At 64.7% G+C, this 17429-nt stretch carries 13 protein-coding genes and 2 pseudogenes; 5 read left to right on the top strand and 10 right to left on the bottom strand.

The window, feature by feature from the left end:
- Nucleotides 1-297 (bottom strand): MerR family transcriptional regulator (locus CH262_RS18380; RefSeq protein WP_143547129.1); only part of this gene is annotated, 297 nt, incomplete at its 3' end.
- Here CH262_RS18380 and CH262_RS18375 point away from each other — a divergent pair.
- Nucleotides 296-526: pseudogene (locus CH262_RS18375) on the top strand (MerR family DNA-binding transcriptional regulator); the annotation flags it as partial. The gene CH262_RS18380 and the pseudogene CH262_RS18375 sit on opposite strands and share 2 nt — an antisense overlap.
- Before the next feature lie 144 nt (nt 527-670).
- On the opposite strand, the gene CH262_RS18370 reads toward CH262_RS18375, so the two are convergent.
- The 5 genes from CH262_RS18370 to CH262_RS18350 are packed head-to-tail and all read right to left on the bottom strand — an operon-like array spanning nt 671 to nt 6673.
- Nucleotides 671-1936 (bottom strand): MDR family MFS transporter, encoded by a 1266-nt coding sequence (locus CH262_RS18370; RefSeq protein ID WP_032385221.1) that lies wholly within the window; start codon nt 1934-1936, stop codon nt 671-673.
- Complete coding sequence (locus CH262_RS18365; protein ID WP_218829310.1) at nt 1933-3684, bottom strand: ABC transporter permease subunit; 1752 nt, start codon at nt 3682-3684, stop codon at nt 1933-1935. Before CH262_RS18365 ends, CH262_RS18370 begins: the two co-directional genes overlap by 4 nt.
- Nucleotides 3685-3687: 3 nt before the next feature.
- Nucleotides 3688-5172 carry an ABC transporter substrate-binding protein gene (locus tag CH262_RS18360; RefSeq protein WP_230591044.1) on the bottom strand — a complete coding sequence of 495 codons (1485 nt, stop codon included), beginning with the start codon at nt 5170-5172 and terminating at the stop codon, nt 3688-3690.
- Nucleotides 5173-5189: 17 nt separating this feature from the next.
- A complete protein-coding gene (locus tag CH262_RS18355; RefSeq protein ID WP_218829309.1) occupies nt 5190-5951 on the bottom strand; it encodes an ABC transporter ATP-binding protein in 762 nt (253 codons plus the stop codon).
- The gene (locus tag CH262_RS18350) at nt 5948-6673 is read right to left on the bottom strand and encodes an ATP-binding cassette domain-containing protein (RefSeq protein WP_032381855.1); all 726 of its coding nucleotides are present in this window, start codon (nt 6671-6673) and stop codon (nt 5948-5950) included. The genes CH262_RS18355 and CH262_RS18350 overlap by 4 nt, the downstream gene beginning before the upstream one ends.
- A gap of 106 nt (nt 6674-6779) precedes the next feature.
- Between CH262_RS18350 and CH262_RS18345 the strand changes: the two genes are divergently transcribed.
- The 4 genes and pseudogenes from CH262_RS18345 to CH262_RS18325 all read left to right on the top strand — a co-directional run bounded on the left by CH262_RS18345 (nt 6780) and on the right by CH262_RS18325 (nt 10701).
- On the top strand, nt 6780-7289 hold the full coding sequence (locus tag CH262_RS18345) for a TIGR04338 family metallohydrolase (protein ID WP_032385222.1): 510 nt from the start codon (nt 6780-6782) through the stop codon (nt 7287-7289).
- Between the two features lie 72 nt (nt 7290-7361).
- Complete coding sequence (locus tag CH262_RS18340) at nt 7362-8126, top strand: LLM class F420-dependent oxidoreductase (protein ID WP_027495043.1); 765 nt, start codon at nt 7362-7364, stop codon at nt 8124-8126.
- Nucleotides 8127-8251: 125 nt separating this feature from the next.
- Nucleotides 8252-9967, top strand: a pseudogene (locus CH262_RS27950) (ABC transporter substrate-binding protein/permease).
- A 5-nt stretch (nt 9968-9972) separates the two neighbouring features.
- A complete protein-coding gene (locus tag CH262_RS18325) occupies nt 9973-10701 on the top strand; it encodes an amino acid ABC transporter ATP-binding protein (RefSeq protein WP_179275037.1) in 729 nt (242 codons plus the stop codon).
- 10 nt (nt 10702-10711) lie between these two features.
- On the opposite strand, the gene CH262_RS18320 is transcribed toward CH262_RS18325, so the two are convergent.
- The 4 genes from CH262_RS18320 to CH262_RS18305 all read right to left on the bottom strand — a co-directional run bounded on the left by CH262_RS18320 (nt 10712) and on the right by CH262_RS18305 (nt 17353).
- Nucleotides 10712-12358 (bottom strand): ArnT family glycosyltransferase, encoded by a 1647-nt coding sequence (locus CH262_RS18320; protein WP_052056593.1) that lies wholly within the window; start codon nt 12356-12358, stop codon nt 10712-10714.
- Nucleotides 12355-13860 carry a glycosyltransferase gene (locus CH262_RS18315; protein WP_032385414.1) on the bottom strand — a complete coding sequence of 502 codons (1506 nt, stop codon included), beginning with the start codon at nt 13858-13860 and terminating at the stop codon, nt 12355-12357. Before CH262_RS18315 ends, CH262_RS18320 begins: the two co-directional genes overlap by 4 nt.
- Nucleotides 13857-15263: a hypothetical protein gene (locus tag CH262_RS18310; protein ID WP_052056595.1), complete on the bottom strand. Its 1407-nt coding sequence runs from the start codon at nt 15261-15263 to the stop codon at nt 13857-13859. The genes CH262_RS18315 and CH262_RS18310 overlap by 4 nt, the downstream gene beginning before the upstream one ends.
- Nucleotides 15264-15361: 98 nt before the next feature.
- Nucleotides 15362-17353, bottom strand: a complete 1992-nt coding sequence (locus CH262_RS18305) for a hypothetical protein (RefSeq protein WP_143547128.1) — start codon at nt 17351-17353, stop codon at nt 15362-15364.
- Between the last annotated feature and the right edge of the window lie 76 nt (nt 17354-17429).

The raw sequence follows: 17429 nt of genomic DNA, 5'->3' as shown, positions 1-17429 counted from the left end.
CCTGGTGTCGTCCAACTGACGCTCGAGTCGAGTGAGATGTTCGGTGATCAGTCGAGCGCGGGCATCGGGATCGGGTGTCTGCACGATTGCCCGCACCTCCCGCTCCGGCATCTGCATCTTCCGGAATCGACCGATGATCTGCGCGACCCCGACCTGATCGGTGGCGTAGTACCGATAGCCCGAGTAGTCGTCGACCGTCGCGGGTTCGAGCAGACCCGACTCGTGATAGCGACGCAGGGTCTTCACCGACAGATGGGTGATTCGCGAGAACTCGCCGATCGTCAGCAATCCGTTCATGCCCACATTCTCACCCCTCCCTGTGGGGGAGAGTCGACTCTCCCCCACAGGGAGGGGTGAGAATGTGGGCATGAACGGATTGCTGACGATCGGCGAGTTCTCGCGAATCACCCATCTGTCGGTGAAGACCCTGCGTCGCTATCACGAGTCGGGTCTGCTCGAACCCGCGACGGTCGACGACTACTCGGGCTATCGGTACTACGCCACCGATCAGGTCGGGGTCGCGCAGATCATCGGTCGATTCCGGAAGATGCAGATGCCGGAGCGGGAGGTGCGGGCAATCGTGCAGACACCCGATCCCGATGCCCGCGCTCGACTGATCACCGAACATCTCACTCGACTCGAGCGTCAGTTGGACGACACCAGAACCAACTCAGTCGAGTCGAGCCAACACGATTCGCAGGCCGATGACACTGGCGATGGGGAACAGCGCAGCGACCAACCATGGGATTGCTGCTCCCCAGCCGGTGTCGGGCGAGGCGTCGATCACCGCTCCCACGGCGATCGAGCCGAGGAGTACCCCGATGCCGCCGAGCGAGGCCATGAATCCGTAGTACGAGCCGAGTCGCCGTTCGGCAGCCATCTTGGGGACGAGGTCGCGCGCCTGCGGCATCGCGATCATCTGCCCCAGTGCCAGCAGCAACACGAACAGGGCGGCCGGAATGAGGCCGACGAGACCCGTCAGCTCCAGAGGACTGAGGATCGCCACCAGCGCGAAAGAGAATGCCATGACGGCGAATCCGATCGGCAGCGTGATGCGCGGCGAGACCGCGGCGACGCGTCGGGTGATGGGCAACTGCGTCGTGACGACGAGTACTGCGGAGATTGCGAAGAACCAGCCGAGTACCGTCTGGGATCCCCAGGCCCGTTCGACCTCGAGGGGGAGCAGCAGATACAGCTGGTTGTAGGCCACCAACTGCGCGCTCATGGCGACGGCGAACAGCACGAAGGTGCGGTTTCGGATCACGTCGGTCCAGCCCGAGAGCCACGGATCGTCGCGGTGTTCGCCGGGCTCGCGCGGTAGCCATGTGATGTGTGCGGCGATGACGAGGACGAAAATGACTGCGGCCGTCAGACATGCGATCCGAAAGTCGGCCAACAACAGCAGAGATCCGATGAGCGGGCCGGTGAACGATCCGATCTGATTGCACACCGACAACAGCGCGAAGGTCTGAACTCGGGTGGCACCGCCGCTGCGTTCGCTCTTGCCTGCTTCGATGGCGATCGCGGATTCCACTGCGGGAGAGAACAATGCGGCCGCGAACCCGACCAGCACCGTCGCGGCGACGACACCGGCGAGAGAATCGAACGCGGCCAGGCCCAGGAACCCCAGTACCCGCAGGACACAGCCGACGAGGACCACCGGCTTGATGCCCCACCGATCGGCGAGGGTGCCGCCCACGAAGAACAGGCCCTGCTGCGAGAACGTTCGGATACCGAGGACGACACCGACGAGTGCCGCTCCGAGTCCCAGATCGGACGTCAGATGCACCGACAGATACGGCAACACCATGAAAAAGCCGATGTTGAAGGTCATCTGGGTGAGAACCAGCAATCGCACCGTGGGCGTGGCGCGCCCGAGGTCGACGAGAAACGACCACCGCCACCGCGTCGGCGACTTGTCGGTCCTCGAACTCATGTAACGCGCCCTCCTGCATCGACTTTCCCGACAACGCTACCGGTCGTTCTCACCCGCCCCGACGTCGCGCTGGCCACGGAGACGGCGAGGACGGCCAGTGCGATCAACGACGCCAGCGGTGCTGCCGCGACCCACGGTGCTCGCTCGACGGCGGCTACCCCGTCGGACAGGATCAGTCCCCAATCCGCGGTCGGAGGTTGCGGACCGAGTCCCAGAAATCCGAGGGCGGCGAGTGCCAGAGCGACACCGGGAAGGCGGATCATGGCGTGCCGGAACACGGCCGGCAGCACGCCGGGAACGATGGAGCCGAACAGGATTCGACCGTTCCCGGCACCGAGTGTCGGCAAGATGGAGATGTAGGGCTGTGCTCGCGCCTCGTCGACGAGTGCGGCGGTGTGCGCGGCGAGTGGAGCCCACGTCACGATCAGGACCGCGACAGCCGCCCCGCCGGCGCTCGGACCCCAGATCGCGGCGATGAGGATGCCGGTCACGACGGGCGGTGCGGCATTGGTGACCTCCACCAGGCCGCGGGTCGCTCGGGGAATCAGCCCCAGCAGTACCCCGACGCACAACGCCGCCAGCGTGACTGCCAGCGACAGGCCGATCGACCGCACGGCCCCGTCCGCCACTCGGGCGAGCAGGTCGCGGCCGGACGCGTCGGTTCCGAACGGGAACGTCGACGATGGTCGGGCGAACTTCTCACGGGTGGTGATCTGGCCGTCTCGTGGCAGCCCCACCAGAACCATGACCGCGAGCATCGATGCGGCTGCTATCGGGACGATCCACCGACGCGATGAGGGGTGGAACACCCCGGCTGGAATTGGCATCGCCTTCTCGTGCAGTGCGCTGCCGAGCAGTAGACGGCGTAACAGTTCCGCCGCGATACCGAGGGCGGCACTGACGGCCAGCAGCAGCAAGATGTCGATCTGTAGGGCGGGCAGGTCTTGCGACTGCGCGTCACCGAGAGTCGAGCGCCCCAATCCCGGTATGGCGAAGACCTTTTCGACGGCCACTGCACCGCCCGTCATGGCGACCATGATCAAGCCGACCTGTGACGCGAGTCCGGGGACGGCGCGGCGCAACACAGCGAGGGCGATCTGCCGCCGGGAGAACCCGGCCACCGTCCACGTGGTCACCCATCCCTCGGTGAAGGTGACGGCTACTGCGTCGGCGAGGAGACGACCGATCAATCCACCCGCTGGAAGGCCCAGTGCCAGTGCGGGTAGCACCGCATATTCCGGCCCGTTCCACCCGTACGCCGGAAACGACAACCACACTGCTCCGACGACCACCAGTACCGAGGCGAGCAGGAACTCGGGCAGGGACGTCAGGGCAGCGGCGACGCTTCCGCCGGTACGTTTCGGCGTGCCGCGCAGCCCGGCCCGCATGCTCGGCAGGACGACGAGAGCGGCCGTCACGAGCGCGACGACCATCGCGAAACCCATCAGGGTCAGCGAGACGGACAGTGCCTCGAGCGCCCCGGGCAGTACGGGTTTGCCGGTGTTCCAGGATGTTCCGGGATTGCCCGACGCGAGGCCGGTGAGCCAGTTCCAGAATGTCCGTAGCGGCCCCTCGTCGAGACCGAGGTCGTTGCGGATGGCCGCGAGGGCCTCGGGCGTCGCTTCTTGCTCGGCGGAGCGTGCCCGCAGAATGCTCAGTGCGGGATCTCGGTCGGACAACCACGGCAGCATCCCGACGAGCAGTACGACGCCCGCTACCGAGAGCAGCCGTGAGACAGTCGTTCTCACTGCCTACTCGAAGGCGGTCTGGTTGGTGATCAACGTGCGCTCGCGTGGATCGCGGGCCACGCCGGTCACGTTCTCGGATTCTCCCTGGATGACGCGTTCGTGCAGCAGCGGTACCGCAGCATCTTTTTCGAGGATCAGTTTTTCGGCGTCGAGGATCGCGGTGCGGCGAGCGTCGCCGGGTTCGGTGGCTGCGGCGTCGGCCAGCGCGGTGTCGACCTGCGGGTCGCAGAACTGCGAGATGTTGAACGATCCCTCGCAGGCGAAGTCGGAGTACATGTACGCCGCCGGGTCTCCAGAGTCGAGCACGGTGGCGCGGGAAAGGATGAACGCATCGAATGCACCAGCGAGAGCATCGGTTTCGATGAACTGATACTCGCGCACGACCTGTTCGACGACGAAGCCCTTGGCTTCGAGCTCCTGCTGCAGCAGCACCGCGACCTCGGGGAGTTCGGCTCGGTCCGTGAACGTGGCGAGGGTGATCTTCTTGCCCGCGGCGTCGCCGGCCGGGGTCTGCGTACGCGACGGCCGGTCTGCGGCCCACGGCAGAGCGGGGCCGAGCAGTCCGTTCGCGGCGTCGGCGCGGCCCTCGTACACCTGGTCGACCAGACGGTCGCGGTCGATCGACTCCCGGGCGGCTGCGCGCATGGCCGGGTCTGCGAAGACCCCGGACGCGGTGTTCAGGTACAGCGTGTTGGTGCGCGGCATCGGCACCTCGTGCACGAGTGCCTGATCGACGTTGGCGGCCTGCGACACCGGAATCGCCTCCACCACATCGGCTGTGCCGTTACGCAGCGCGGCGGCGCGGGCCGTGCCGTCGGGTACGAAGTCGACGTCGATGCCGGAGACCTTCGCCGGCTCTCCCCAGTAATTCTCGTTGCGGTCGAGAGTTGCTGTCGACGTGCCGTTCACGGCCTTCAACACGAAGGGTCCGGTGCCGGTGCCGATCGGGTTGCTGCTGCCCGTCGAGTACGCGTCGGGTGCCAGGATGGCCAGCTGTGGGCTCGACAGTCGTTGCGGTACCAGTGGATCGACGTCGGCAGTGGTCACGGCGACGCTGTCGGCGTCGGTGGCGGTCACCGTCATCTCGACGCCGTCGAGGATGCGCGGCTTGGGTGCTGACTGCGTGGCTGCGGTGAGCGCGGTGACGACGGCCGCTGCGTCGAGCGGGGCACCGTTGTGGAACGTGACGTCCGGCCGGATGTCGAAGCTCCAGGTCCGATCGTCCACCCGGTTCCAGGCGGTGGCCAGACCCGGCTCGGCCTCACCGAGATCGTCGAGAACGATCAACGTCTCGGCGGTGGACCAGCGCGACAGCTTGAAGGCGTCGTCACTGAACTGGGACAACCCCGAACGAGGTGGCTGCAGCATTGCCACGCGCACGCGGTTCTCGCCGTCGTCGGAGGAGGCAGAACTGGACGAAAAGCACCCGGTGAGCGTCAGTGTGCCCACTGCTGCGAGCGCGCCGATGCGAAACATGTTGCTGGTCAATGTAGCTCCTGATTGTGTTACGTGAGCCGAGGAACGGCGTCGATCAGATCTCGGGTGTGCTCGTGCTGGGGCCGAGTGAGAACGCTGCGGACAGAACCGGATTCGACGATGTGACCCTCCTGCATCACCGACACGTCGCTGCAGAGTCTGGCCACGGCCGACAGGTCGTGGCTGACGATCAGCAGCGCACCCGGTAGGCCGGCAAGAACATCGAGCACCTGCTCTCGGAGGTCGGGATCGAGTCCACTGACCGGCTCGTCCGCCAACAGATAGTGCGGCGCGCAGGCCACGGCTCGGGCGATGGCGACTCGTTGTTTCTGTCCGCCGGACAGCTCGGCCGAACGGCGAGCCAAGAAGTGCGCATCGAGTCCGACGGCAGACAATGCGCCGGTGGCCGTGGCTCGGTGATCACCCTCGATACCGAGTAGGCGTAGCGGAGTAGCGACGAGGTCGAGGACGCTGCGGCGCGGGTCGAGGCTGGTTGCCGGGTCCTGCGGAATGTACTGCACGCGGCGGCGGAACCACCGTAGCGATCCGGCCGATCCGGGTCGGACGACTCGCCCGTCGAGCGAGATCTTTCCGCCGCTCGGGGCATCGACGGCCAGCAGCAGGCGCAGCAATGTCGTTTTGCCGGAACCGGATTCACCGACGACGGCAATCCGCCCGGTCGGCGGCACCGCGAACGTGACGGCATCCAACGCGGTGTGCGACGTGCCGTGCCGGTCGTACTGCCGCGTGAGTGCCGTACCCACCAAACCGGCAGACTCGTCCAGGCTCACGATGCAACCAGCTGCCGGAACGGGTCAGCCGCCCGAGCGACGTCGATCATCTGTCGCGTTCGATCCGAGCATGGGTTCTTGAGTACCGTTGCAGTGGAACCGGATTCGATGATTCTGCCGGAATCGAGTACCAGCAGGTGGTCGCACAACTGCGCGGCGACGGCGATGTCGTGGGTGATCAGTAGCAACGACGGCACCTGCCGCAGAGCGTCGAGAACGCGCGCCTGACTCAGGACGTCCAGTGCCGTCGTCGGTTCGTCGGCGATCACCAGCGAGCTCTCGCGCGCCAATGCCAGTGCGATGCAGACTCGTTGACGCTGACCACCCGAAAGTTCGAGTGGGTGCGAGGCCAGGACGCGCGCGGTGTCGTGCAGCCCCACTCGCGCGAGCAGCGTGGCGGCGTCGGGCGTGCGTAGTTGCCCGCCGACGGTGACCATCGGGTTCAGCGCCGTCGCGGAATCCTGGAAGACCATCGCCGGGCGTGCGGTGCGCGGCCGCTGCGGGGTCGGAACACCGGCGACATCATGGCCGTCGACGACGACGCGACCGGAACACGTGATTCCCGGCGGGAGGTATCCGACCAGAGCCGAGGCAATGGAGGACTTGCCCGAACCCGAGGCGCCCAGCAGGCCGACGCGTCGACCCGTGGGTATCTCGAACGAGACGCCGTCGACGATGCGTGTGCGTCCGGCGTCGATGCGGAGATTCTCGACGACGAGCACGACGAACTCCTGAGCCTGGAAGTGGGAATGACTTCGACAATCGTTGTCACTTGAACCATAGGCGAGCGCCGGTACGGAAACAACTCGACCTGCTTAAGCTGGACGAGTGAGCAGACCGAGGGATGCGCAGCGGTCGGCGGTGTACGACGCCGAACAGATGGTGCGGGTCATGTTCGATCGAGCCGAGGAGCGCGACAACCGCGTCGTGACGGTGTTGGGCTCACAGATCACGCTGCCGATCGAGCGGAAGTTCGCCTCGTTGAAATCCGTGCAGACCTATGTCGATGCGGTGCTGGCGCTGGACTGGATTGCGACTACCTGGCCCGATGCCGGCCGGACGGTGACCGTTCGGGCCAGATCCGGATCGGGTGCCGCCCACTACGAACGCGACGCCGCGACCATCGCGGTACCCCTGCATCAAGGCAATCGGGCCTGGGCGCTGCGCGAGCTGGTGGTGCTCCACGAACTGGCTCACCACTTCGGTGACGAGGACGAGCAACAGCACGGCGGAGAGTTCGTCGATCGCTACATCACGTTGGTCGGCGACATCGTCGGCTCCGAGGCCGGGTTCGTCCTCCGAGCGATGATGGCCGAGAGCGGAGTACGAGTCGGCTGATCTCGGTCGACGTGCATCGGGCGAAACGAGGTGCATCATGGGTGAGACAGCCCACACGACGAGGAGACGTACATGACCGTCAAGATCGGTGTTCAGCTTCAGCCCCAGCACGCGCCCGACTATCAGCTGATCCGCGACGCGGTGCTGCGGTCCGAAGACGCGGGGGTCGACATCGTCTTCAATTGGGACCACTTCTATCCGCTGTACGGCGACCTCGACGGCGCGCATTACGAGTGCTGGACGATGCTCGGTGCCTGGGCCGAGCAGACGTCGAACGTGGAGATCGGCGCGCTCGTCACCGGAGGTGGCTACCGCAACCCCGACCTGCTGGCAGACATGGCGCGCACCGTCGACCACATCAGCGGCGGCCGACTGATTCTCGGTATCGGTGCCGGATGGAACGAGAAAGACTACGACAACTTCGGCTACGAATTCGGTACGGCCGGTTCACGTCTGGCGCTGCTCAAGGAGAGCCTCGGCAGGATCCGGCACCGCCTCGACGTCGGTAACCCAGCTCCGACTCGCGACATCCCGATCCTCATCGGCGGCGGCGGTGAGAAGAAGACCCTCAAGCTCGTGGCCGAGTACGCCCACATCTGGCACAGCTTCGCCGACCTCGATGCACTGAAGCGTAAATCCGAGATCCTCGCCGAGCACGGCACCACCGTCGGGCGGGACACCTCGGGCATCACCCGCTCGGTCTCGTGGCCGGGCGCGGACACCGCACAGGACTTCGTCGACGCCGGAGCCACGCTGTTCACCGTCGGTACCGGGGGACCGGATTACGACCTCACGGAACTGGGCGAGGCCATCGCGTGGCGGGACGCACACCGCTAAACGCGATTGAGGTGAGGGAATTTCGGGAACAAGCGGGTTGCTTCATACAACTGCAATGTGATTGTCGTGTGCCTCCATCGGCACGATAGCCTCGTTCGTCCCTCCCGATTGCACCTAGGAGCTTCATCTTGAACACACGTCGTTTACGAGGCCGTGCCATCGCAGCAGTTGCTGCGACGCTCGCACTCACGCTCGGAGCCGTCGCGTGTTCCGACGGAAGCTCGGGTGGCACCGGCGAGAACGCTCTGGCCGGTTCCGACCAGGCCTCGCTCGACAAGTACACGACCGACAGCGTCACCGCGCTCGATCAGATCGACACCGCGAACCTCGGTCTGATCAAGCCGGGGACGTTGTACGTCGGCACCCTGTCCGACGCGCCGCCGAACATCTTCATCGACGATGCAGGCAACTTCACCGGCTTCGACAACGAGCTGCTCAAAGCCGTCGCGGCCAAGCTGAACCTCACCGTCGAGTTCTCGGCGACCGAGTTCTCGGGCCTGCTCGCAGCGGTCAACAACAAGGTCTACGACGCCGGTTCGTCGTCCATCTCGACCACGGACGCCCGTCGTCAGACCGTCGGCTTCACCAACGGGTACGACTTCGGCGAGATGGCCTTGGTCGCGAAGAACGACTACTCGATCAAGACGATCGCCGAGTTGAACGCCGATCAGCGCATCGCCGTGGTGCAGGGCACCGTGCAGGACGACTACGTCACCAACACCCTCGGCATCGAGCCGGTGCGGTTCCCGGATTACAACACCGCGTACGCGAACGTGAAGTCCGGTCAGGTCGACGCCTGGGTCGCACCGTCGCAGCAGGCAACCGGTCAGGTCAAGACCGAGGACGGTGTCTCCATCCTGGAGAAGACCATCAACACCACCAACTTCACCGCGTACGCCGTCGCCAAGGACAATCAGCCGTTGATCGACGCGCTGAACGCCGGCCTCGACGCCGTGGTCGACGACGGCACCTGGAGCACGCTCGAGAAGCAGTGGTACCCGGACCGCGAGGTCCCCGCCGACTGGAAGCCGGGCAGCAAGGCGTCCGTTCTGCCGGCGTCGTAAGGGCACTCGTACCTCATGAGCACTCTGTCGAATCTGTACGACACGTTCTTCGATTGGGAACTGATCGGCGAGACCATTCCCAAACTGGTCACGGTCGGATTGCCGAACACCCTCATTCTGGCGGCCTCGTCGGGAGTGATCGGTACCGTGATCGGACTCGGGCTGGCGGTGGCGGGTATTTCCCGCACCCGCTGGCTCCGGTGGCCGGCGCGGGTGTACACGGACATCTTTCGTGGACTACCCGCCGCCGTGGTCATCCTGCTCATCGGCCTCGGGTTCGGCCCGACGCTGACCCAATTCACCGGCAGTAGAAGCCCGTTCCCGTTGGGCATCCTGGCGCTGTCGTTGATGGCAGCGGCCTACTTCGGTGAGATCTTCCGCTCCGGCATCCAGAGCGTCGACTCCGGGCAGCTCGAAGCCTCCCGCGCACTGGGTTTCAGCTATCGACGGTCCATGAACCTGGTGGTCGTGCCACAGGGCATTCGGCGCGTGCTGCCTGCGATCGTCAACCAGTTCATCTCGTTGATCAAGGACAGCTCGCTGATCTACTTCCTGGGTCTGCTTGCCTCGCAACGAGAATTGTTCCGCGTCGGCCAGGACACCGCCGCCCAGACCGGCAATCTCTCGCCGCTGCTGGCCGCCGGATTGTTCTATCTCATCCTGACCATCCCGCTGACGCACCTGGTCAATTACATCGACCGACGCCTGCGATCCGGTAAGGCCGACACCTCGGGCACCCTCGGTCCCGTCGAAACATCCATCGTGGTGGAGAGGTAGCCGACGTGACTTCAGTTTCTCTGACCGGCAAGGACATTCACCTGTCGTTCGGCACCAACAAGGTTCTGCGTGGGGTGAGCCTGCATGTCGACGCAGGTAAGACCACCACTGTCATCGGGCCTTCGGGCTCCGGTAAGTCCACGCTGTTGCGGGCCCTCAATCGCCTGCACGAGCCCGAGCAGGGAGACATACTGCTCGACGGCAAGTCGGTGCTGAAGGACAATCCCGACGAACTTCGTCAACGCATCGGCATGGTGTTCCAGCACTTCAACCTGTTCCCGCACAAGACCGTCGCCGACAACATCGCGCTCGGGCCGCAGAAGCTGCTGGGGCTCAAGAAGGATGCGGCGCGCGCGGCCGCGATGGAGCAGCTCGAACTGGTGGGCCTGGCCAACAAGGCGGATTCGCGTCCGGGCAATCTCTCCGGCGGCCAGCAGCAGCGCGTCGCCATCGCGCGAGCACTGGCCATGAAGCCCGAGGTGATGTTCTTCGACGAGGCCACCTCTGCGCTTGACCCGGAACTGGTCAAGGGAGTGCTGGCATTGATGGCCGACCTCGCCAAGGGCGGCATGACGATGGTCGTGGTGACCCACGAAATGGGCTTCGCTCGGTCGGTGTCGAACAAGGTCCTGTTCATGGATCACGGCAGCGCCGTCGAAACCGGTACACCGGAGCAACTCTTCGATGACCCGCACACCGATCGACTGAAGACATTCCTCTCGCAGGTGCTGTAGCAGCGACCGGTCAGCCTGGCACCTGATACAGGCGCCAGTTCGGTTGATCGGCACCATCGTTCGGTACTTCGAGAACGAGTGGATACAGTTCTGCGCCGTTGTCGTAAATGGTGGGGTACCGCCGGTTGATCGCATCGGATACCCCGCGGCCCTCGTTCGGCACGGTCAACAGATATCGCACGCCTCCGGTTGCCGGGTCGTTGAGAATCTTGGTGAAGTCGAGGTCGGACGGAATCACGAACCGGGTCGGGTGCTCCGACGCCGCCACGACGGCAAACCCGTAGACGGTGTCGACCAGGATCGAGCCCTCGGGTAGATCCTGACTGTCGAGATAAGAGGCGAGTCGGCGTTCGGTGGAGAACGAGTCGATGATTCGCCGGGCTGCCACAGCCCGAGGGTCGTCGGCCGAGGGATTTCGGTCGAAGAGCGCCCCGAGTGCGTACTGCTGACTCGACAACGACGGCTGCACCATCGCCCACCCGGTGATCGGAAGACCGAGTGCACAGAGAAGGACGACCCCGGCCGCGGCCACGGAACGCAGGGCAGGCAAGGCGGGGCGGTTCCTTCGGTACGCACCCGCGCGTCGGGTGGCCAGGTCTGGACCGGCCGGAAACAGCTGCACCGCAACCACAGCGGCCAGAGGTACGGCGCACACGAAGAATCTCAGGAAGCCGAACGTGGAGCCGGTGATGTAGCTCGCAGCCTGAAATGCGAGCACCCCGCCCAGAAGCACGGGGGCAACCAAGAACTCGAGATCCCGGCGACGTATCGCCAGTACCGTCGCGAGCGGTAGAGACACCGCCAACGTCGGCCCCAAGGCAATCATTGCAGCGAGGGAGAACAGGCCGGTGCTCAACAAGTCGCCACTGGACCCACCGGACTGCGCCAGAATCGCGGCGTTTCCGTAGCTGGAGGACAGCTGCGCGAGCGCTTCGCCGGTGATCAACCAGCTCGTGGTAATCCAGACCAGGAAGGCTGCCGCACCGGGGCCGGCAACGAGTACAGCGTCGAGAATTGCTCTGCGCCGCATCTCTTTCCAATGCACTCGACCCCGGCGGAGTGCCGTGACGGCCGCCACGAGCACCGCGGTGAGCGCTATCGGGACGACACCCTCGTAGCGGGTGAGGAAGGCGAGCGCCAGAGCGATGCCGACCAGAACGAGATCGTGCACATCGTCGGTGCCGACCCATCGAATCAACCGCCGCACCGCCCAGCACATACAGAACAGGAACCCGGCCTCGCTCATGCCGTTGGCTCCGTAGAAGACGATCATCGGGTTGACCGCGAACAACACCGTGACCAGTAGGCAGTAACGACCGGGAAGTCCACGATCTCGGCAGATTCCGTGGATCATCACCACTGCACCGGCCATGAACACAGCCGACACGGCAATACCCGAGATGTTCCACCGGGTGATACCCGGCCACCTGGATGCGAAGGCGACAATCGGCAATTGTGCCAGCGCGGTCAACGGCGTGAAGATGAACCCGATGGCAGAGACGTGCGGATCCCGGCTGAGCAACACCGCCTGCGCAGCCGAGGTTCGCGACAGCGCATCCCCCAGCATGTAGCCGAACCGCATGCTCAGAGTCAGTCCCACCGCCAGGTAGCCCGCCAGAGCGGTACCGAACACGACCGCTGGGGTCCGCGACGTCATGGGGTCTGCTCCTCGCTGGGGCCGGTCTCCGGCGCGGGTCCGGACAGGCCGTGAAAAGTTTTCTCCCAGTAGGACGGATTACGTACCAACTGCCAACAGCCCTTGATGGACGCCACGCTCATCATCACCCAGTACAGGGGCATCGTGAGGCTCGGAACCAACAGGTAGGCGTTGTCGCTCTCCCTGCTTGCGATCAAGTACATGTAGATCGTGGCGATGTTGCCCACCACCAGAGACAACAACGAGAAGTAGTAGATGTACGGCGGAAAGAGTTGCGCGATCAGCGTCGGCTGGCCGAGAATCCACGCTGCCGTGGTGAACCAGAAAACCATGTTGATGCACGCGGTGATGGGCGTTCCCGCGAGTAGCAGGGTGAATCTGTAGGTGCCCACCGGTCCGAGCACGCGAACGGTCGCGAGCGGCCTGCGCATGTGCACCAGCCAGGTCTGCAAATAGCCTTTGTACCAACGGGACCGCTGGCGTACCCAGTTGATCGGATCGCTGTTCGCCTCTTCGAGGGTGGTCGAGTCCAGAACCGCCGTGGAATAGCCCGAGGCCGCGATTCGGACACCGAGGTCGGCATCCTCGGTGACGTTGAACCCGTCCCAGGCACCGACCTCGTCGATGACATCGCGCCGAAGATGATTGGAGGTTCCGCCGAGGGGGATCGGCGACGTGCTGGCCATCAGACCCGGTAGCAGGTATCCGAACCACAGTGCATAGTCCGCGGTGAACCATCCGGTCAGCAAATTCTGAGAACCGTTGTGGAACGCCAGCTTTGCCTGAACACAGGCCACGGTGTCGGGCAGCCGCTCGAATGCCGCCACGACACGACGCAGCTGCAATTGCTCGGGCAGATCCTCGGCATCGAAAATCGTCACGATCGACCCGGTCGCGAAATGCAGGCCGTAGTTGCAGGCTTTCGGCTTGGTGCGGGGATCGCCGGCAGGCACCAGCACGACGTCGACGAGATCGCTGACGCCGCTGCGCGCAGCGGCCTCGATGGTGACGTCGTCGTCCTCTTCGAGCAGCAACAGGACCTGCAGCTTTTCGGCTGGATAGTCCAGACCCGTCATCGCCGCAATGAGGTCACCCACCACCTCGGGCTCGTCGTACGCCGGAACCAGAATCGTGTACAGCGGCAACCGATCGTCGGGAATCGCTCGAGCCTGCTCGTCGGTCACGGTGACGATTGCGGCAGCGTCGAGACCGCGGGAGAACAGCAGGAGGCGGTCGATCATTGCCAGGAGATATCCGATGGTGCATAGAACCGTGACCGCGAGCAGAGTCCCGATCGGGGCGAACACCACACAGGCAACGAGGAGCACCGCAGCCACGATCGCCGTGTACTTCTGCCATGGCACGAAAGCAATCGCAGCCGAAGCCAACGGATTTCGGACGGCCAGTCCGTTGATGGCATCGTCGAGCGCCGCCGCTTTGAACTCTGCCGTTTCGGTGCCGACGCGGGGCGGCGACGGCCGCGAACTCCGAGAATCGTTCATCTCGCCGAACCGTCCCCGGAGCGCCACTGCTGGCGGAGCAACCCGGTCCCGAAGGTGGTCAGCAGTTCAAGATCCTTGTACTCCGGATCGTCGTCGACGGACACCGCATTCCCACGCAGAAACGTCCCGATTGCAGTTCCGAGATTCGACGCCATCGACGGCATCGGTTGTGGGAACTCGGCATCGGCATCGTGGTTGTCGACGCTGATGATGGTCACGCGCTGCGTCACATCGCCTCGTTCCCAATCGAATACGAGCTTCGTCCAGGTGAGCAACAGAGCGTCACTGACGGAGGTGTACAAGGAACCCGTCACTCCGCGACCGAGATCGATGCGCAGCGGATGGCTCGTACGGGTGTTGGAGAGCCGATAGAGCGTGCTCTCCGGGTACACAGCAAGACTGGCCCGATTCGCAGTGGACAACACGTCGACCACCACCGTCCGTGGCCGCCCACGAACATCCCATGCGGGATTTCCGACGTCTGCACGCATGGTTTGCCGAACCAACGACGACGATTGCCCGAAAAATGCCCGCACCCAGTCGAATTCCTGCAGGTCCGTTCGGGTGAAGCCAACGGGTGGCATGAGAGGCTCGGATACGGGTCCCGGTGGTCCCGCAACCGTCGACAACTCCATTCGACCGGGCAGAGGAACGAAGAACAGAACTACCGCAGCAACGATCGCAACGGCCTTCGAGCTCGGCGACCACTTCGCCGTGAGCGACCCGACCCGGCGCGGCTGCCGGGCGTCGAACCGACCACGACGGGCCACGACATAGAAGACACCTCCCGTGACCGCGGCTGCGCCGACGGTCGGGACGAGCTGCAACCAGACGATGTCGACCTGCGGCCACATGGCCAACATGACTGCGGCAACGACGAATCCGGTCGACACCGTGCACCCGAAGCCCAGCCAACCCCGACGTGCGGTTCGGCCGACGGCAATGGCACCTGCGATGCCGGCCAGCAGCACCATCACCGCCGCATACGCAAACCTGCTGCCACCGAATCCGATGGCGGCCAACCGGTAGCCCAGCGGACTCAACGCCAACAGCAACAGCCACACAGACCAGAATCGTCCGACCGGCCGCAGCCCGAACATCAGAATCGCCCCGCCGAAGAAGAAGGCAAGTGCCGCCAAGACATCCAGGTGGGCGAGTTCGTACTGGTCTGCGTACCGGGGTAGCCACAGCGCCTTGATCGCGATGGAAACCAGCAACGCGATGCCGCCGACTATGTTGTCGGTCTGGCGGTCGTGGATGGGCAATTCGTCGGCTCGTCGCCGCGCCACGCCCTGAGCCGCAACCACTGCCAGCAGCGGCAGCACGAAAACATATGCGGTGATGGCTCCGTCGGCTGCCTCCTGGGCAAGCCGCACCCAGGTGGAGAAGAAAGCCACCACCACGCAGCCGACCAGAACGGACCACCGAAATATAAGAACGGCGATTGGGCCGCGAGACAACCTGAACCGCGTGAAAGACCGCGGCAGCTGCCCATCCTCGCTCATTGCGAGCCGCTGTCTCGACCCGGATCGCGCGCCGAACGACGTGATCGGACGGCGAACACCAATGCAGCGACGCCGCCGACTGCAAGTACCGCCAGGCCGACTCCGACGACGACCACCACCATCCGATCGGAGGTCCCGTCGTCTGTGGCCGCCGCCGCGCCGTCTACTCCGGATAATGCACTGCTGGACAACGACATCGGCTCCGTGTTCTGCGCGGCGAACAGAATATCGCCGTCCAGTGCGAACCACCGCGCCGGATCGGCATCGAGCCAGGACAACATGCCGTCGAGCTCGTCCGGTGCCGAATTCCACGACGCCACGAGGACGGCGTTGCTGCGCACCGACGTGACCTGCATCGTCGCCAAGGGCTCGGCGATATCCACCCTGAGCTCGGTGGCACCGCCCGCGGCCTCGGGGTCCGTGATTCGGAAGGTCGTCTCGTCGACCGAGGACAGCGGCAGCGTCACCGAGTCCGGAAGCTCTGCGACGGGCGAAATCACGACGGCTGGTGCGCTACCGTCGAGCGCCTGCTCCATCGATACGACCTCGGGATCGAGCGGCAGGCTCGACAGCCGCTGCAAGCCGATCGCGAGGGTGACAGCCCGGACAACTCCGGCGTAGGACTCGTCGGCGAGAGCTATGTCGAACTGCGGCATCAAGGCCTGCGGCATCGACCGCCATCCCAGTGGCACCGGTGACGACGAATCGGTGGATCGCACGAGGGTCGAACCGGCTACGGTGACAGTCGTTTCGGCGGCGGCAGCGCAGGAGCTGCCGGAAGAGGCCGACGGATGGTCGACGGAAACATCGAGAGTCTCCACGCGAGAGAGTGCGGTATCCGGGATGTCGATCCATCGATCGAGACGGCCGGTGTCGTCGGCCTCCCAGACTTCGAGTGGCGATCCGTCGACCGAGGCTCGCACAGATCCGGCACCCGGGGTGTAGCTGCCGATCAGGTGCACGGACACGCTCCCGGCCGATCGTCCGAGTCGCGTCTGATCGATGTCGACAGATGCGGTTGCCGTGGAACCTCCTCTGCCGGAAACGGTTCCGATTCCGAGGTCGTCGAGGGTGATCGAATCGGGTGCGAGTCGAGCCTGGGGTGCCCCCGGTCCGGCCAACGCCGAGGTGCCGATTGCGATCTGGGAGAGATCACTGGTGATCAACCGGGCTTGATCGGTGAGATCCGATCCCGTACCGGCGAGGTACAACCGTGGTGGAGCCTGCTCGACGGGGTAGATCAACTCGGCACCGGCATCGGAGTTCTTCGTCAGCACGATCGATCTCTCGAACGAGCCGTCGGGTACCGCCCCTTGAAGCTCGCTGTCCGGGCGCACTACTACCTGGACCGGCTGCGCGCCGTAGTGGTGTACTACGGATGTGGCCACAGTTGTTGCTGCGGTAATCGTTTCGCGGTCAGGCGCGGCGGGCACGAACAGCGTCAACTTGCGCAGCAGTACCGGTAGGAAATCCGCGATGGTCCCCGGGACGGCCGGCACTCCCGCGTAGTCGACGGTCGCATCGATCAATCGGACCGCGTCCGAATCGGGATCGGGGCAATAACGATCGTCGGGAATGACGGAAGGGATCAGATCGAGTGGAATCACTCCGTCGACCGTTCGCGTAGCGGCCAGCGCAATCGACACCGGAGTGGTCGGGGCAGCGCCGTCGAGGGCGATACGAGTGATCGGACGCCCGTCCGATTCGACGTCGACCCACCCGCGATCGAGCCACGCGGGCGTGGTCAGCACCACGTTCAGGGTCGACGGAACGGCCCCCGCAGGAGATGGCACCGTCACCCTCGTACGCGGTCCTGTCAGGTCGACCGTGGTGGACTGCCCCAAGCCCAACTCGGGAAAGGTGAAACGAGAGAGCTCGTCTGCGCTTGCAGCAGTGGGTCGGTCCTGATCGCCGGGTTGCGCCGACGCTGTGGTCACCGGAAGCAATATCGGGACCACGGCGAGAGCTGTCACAGACGCAGCGCGCACGATTCGCATGAGAAATGTCCAGTCTTCGAAATGAACGGAAAGTCAAGACAATAGCGCTACTCGTTGGCGCGCAGAA

Source organism: Rhodococcus sp. 05-2255-1e, assembly GCF_002259025.1.
GTDB lineage: Bacteria > Actinomycetota > Actinomycetes > Mycobacteriales > Mycobacteriaceae > Rhodococcoides > Rhodococcoides fascians.
Note: the sequence above shows the minus strand (reverse complement) of the source record. Positions and strands in the feature narration are given on the sequence as shown.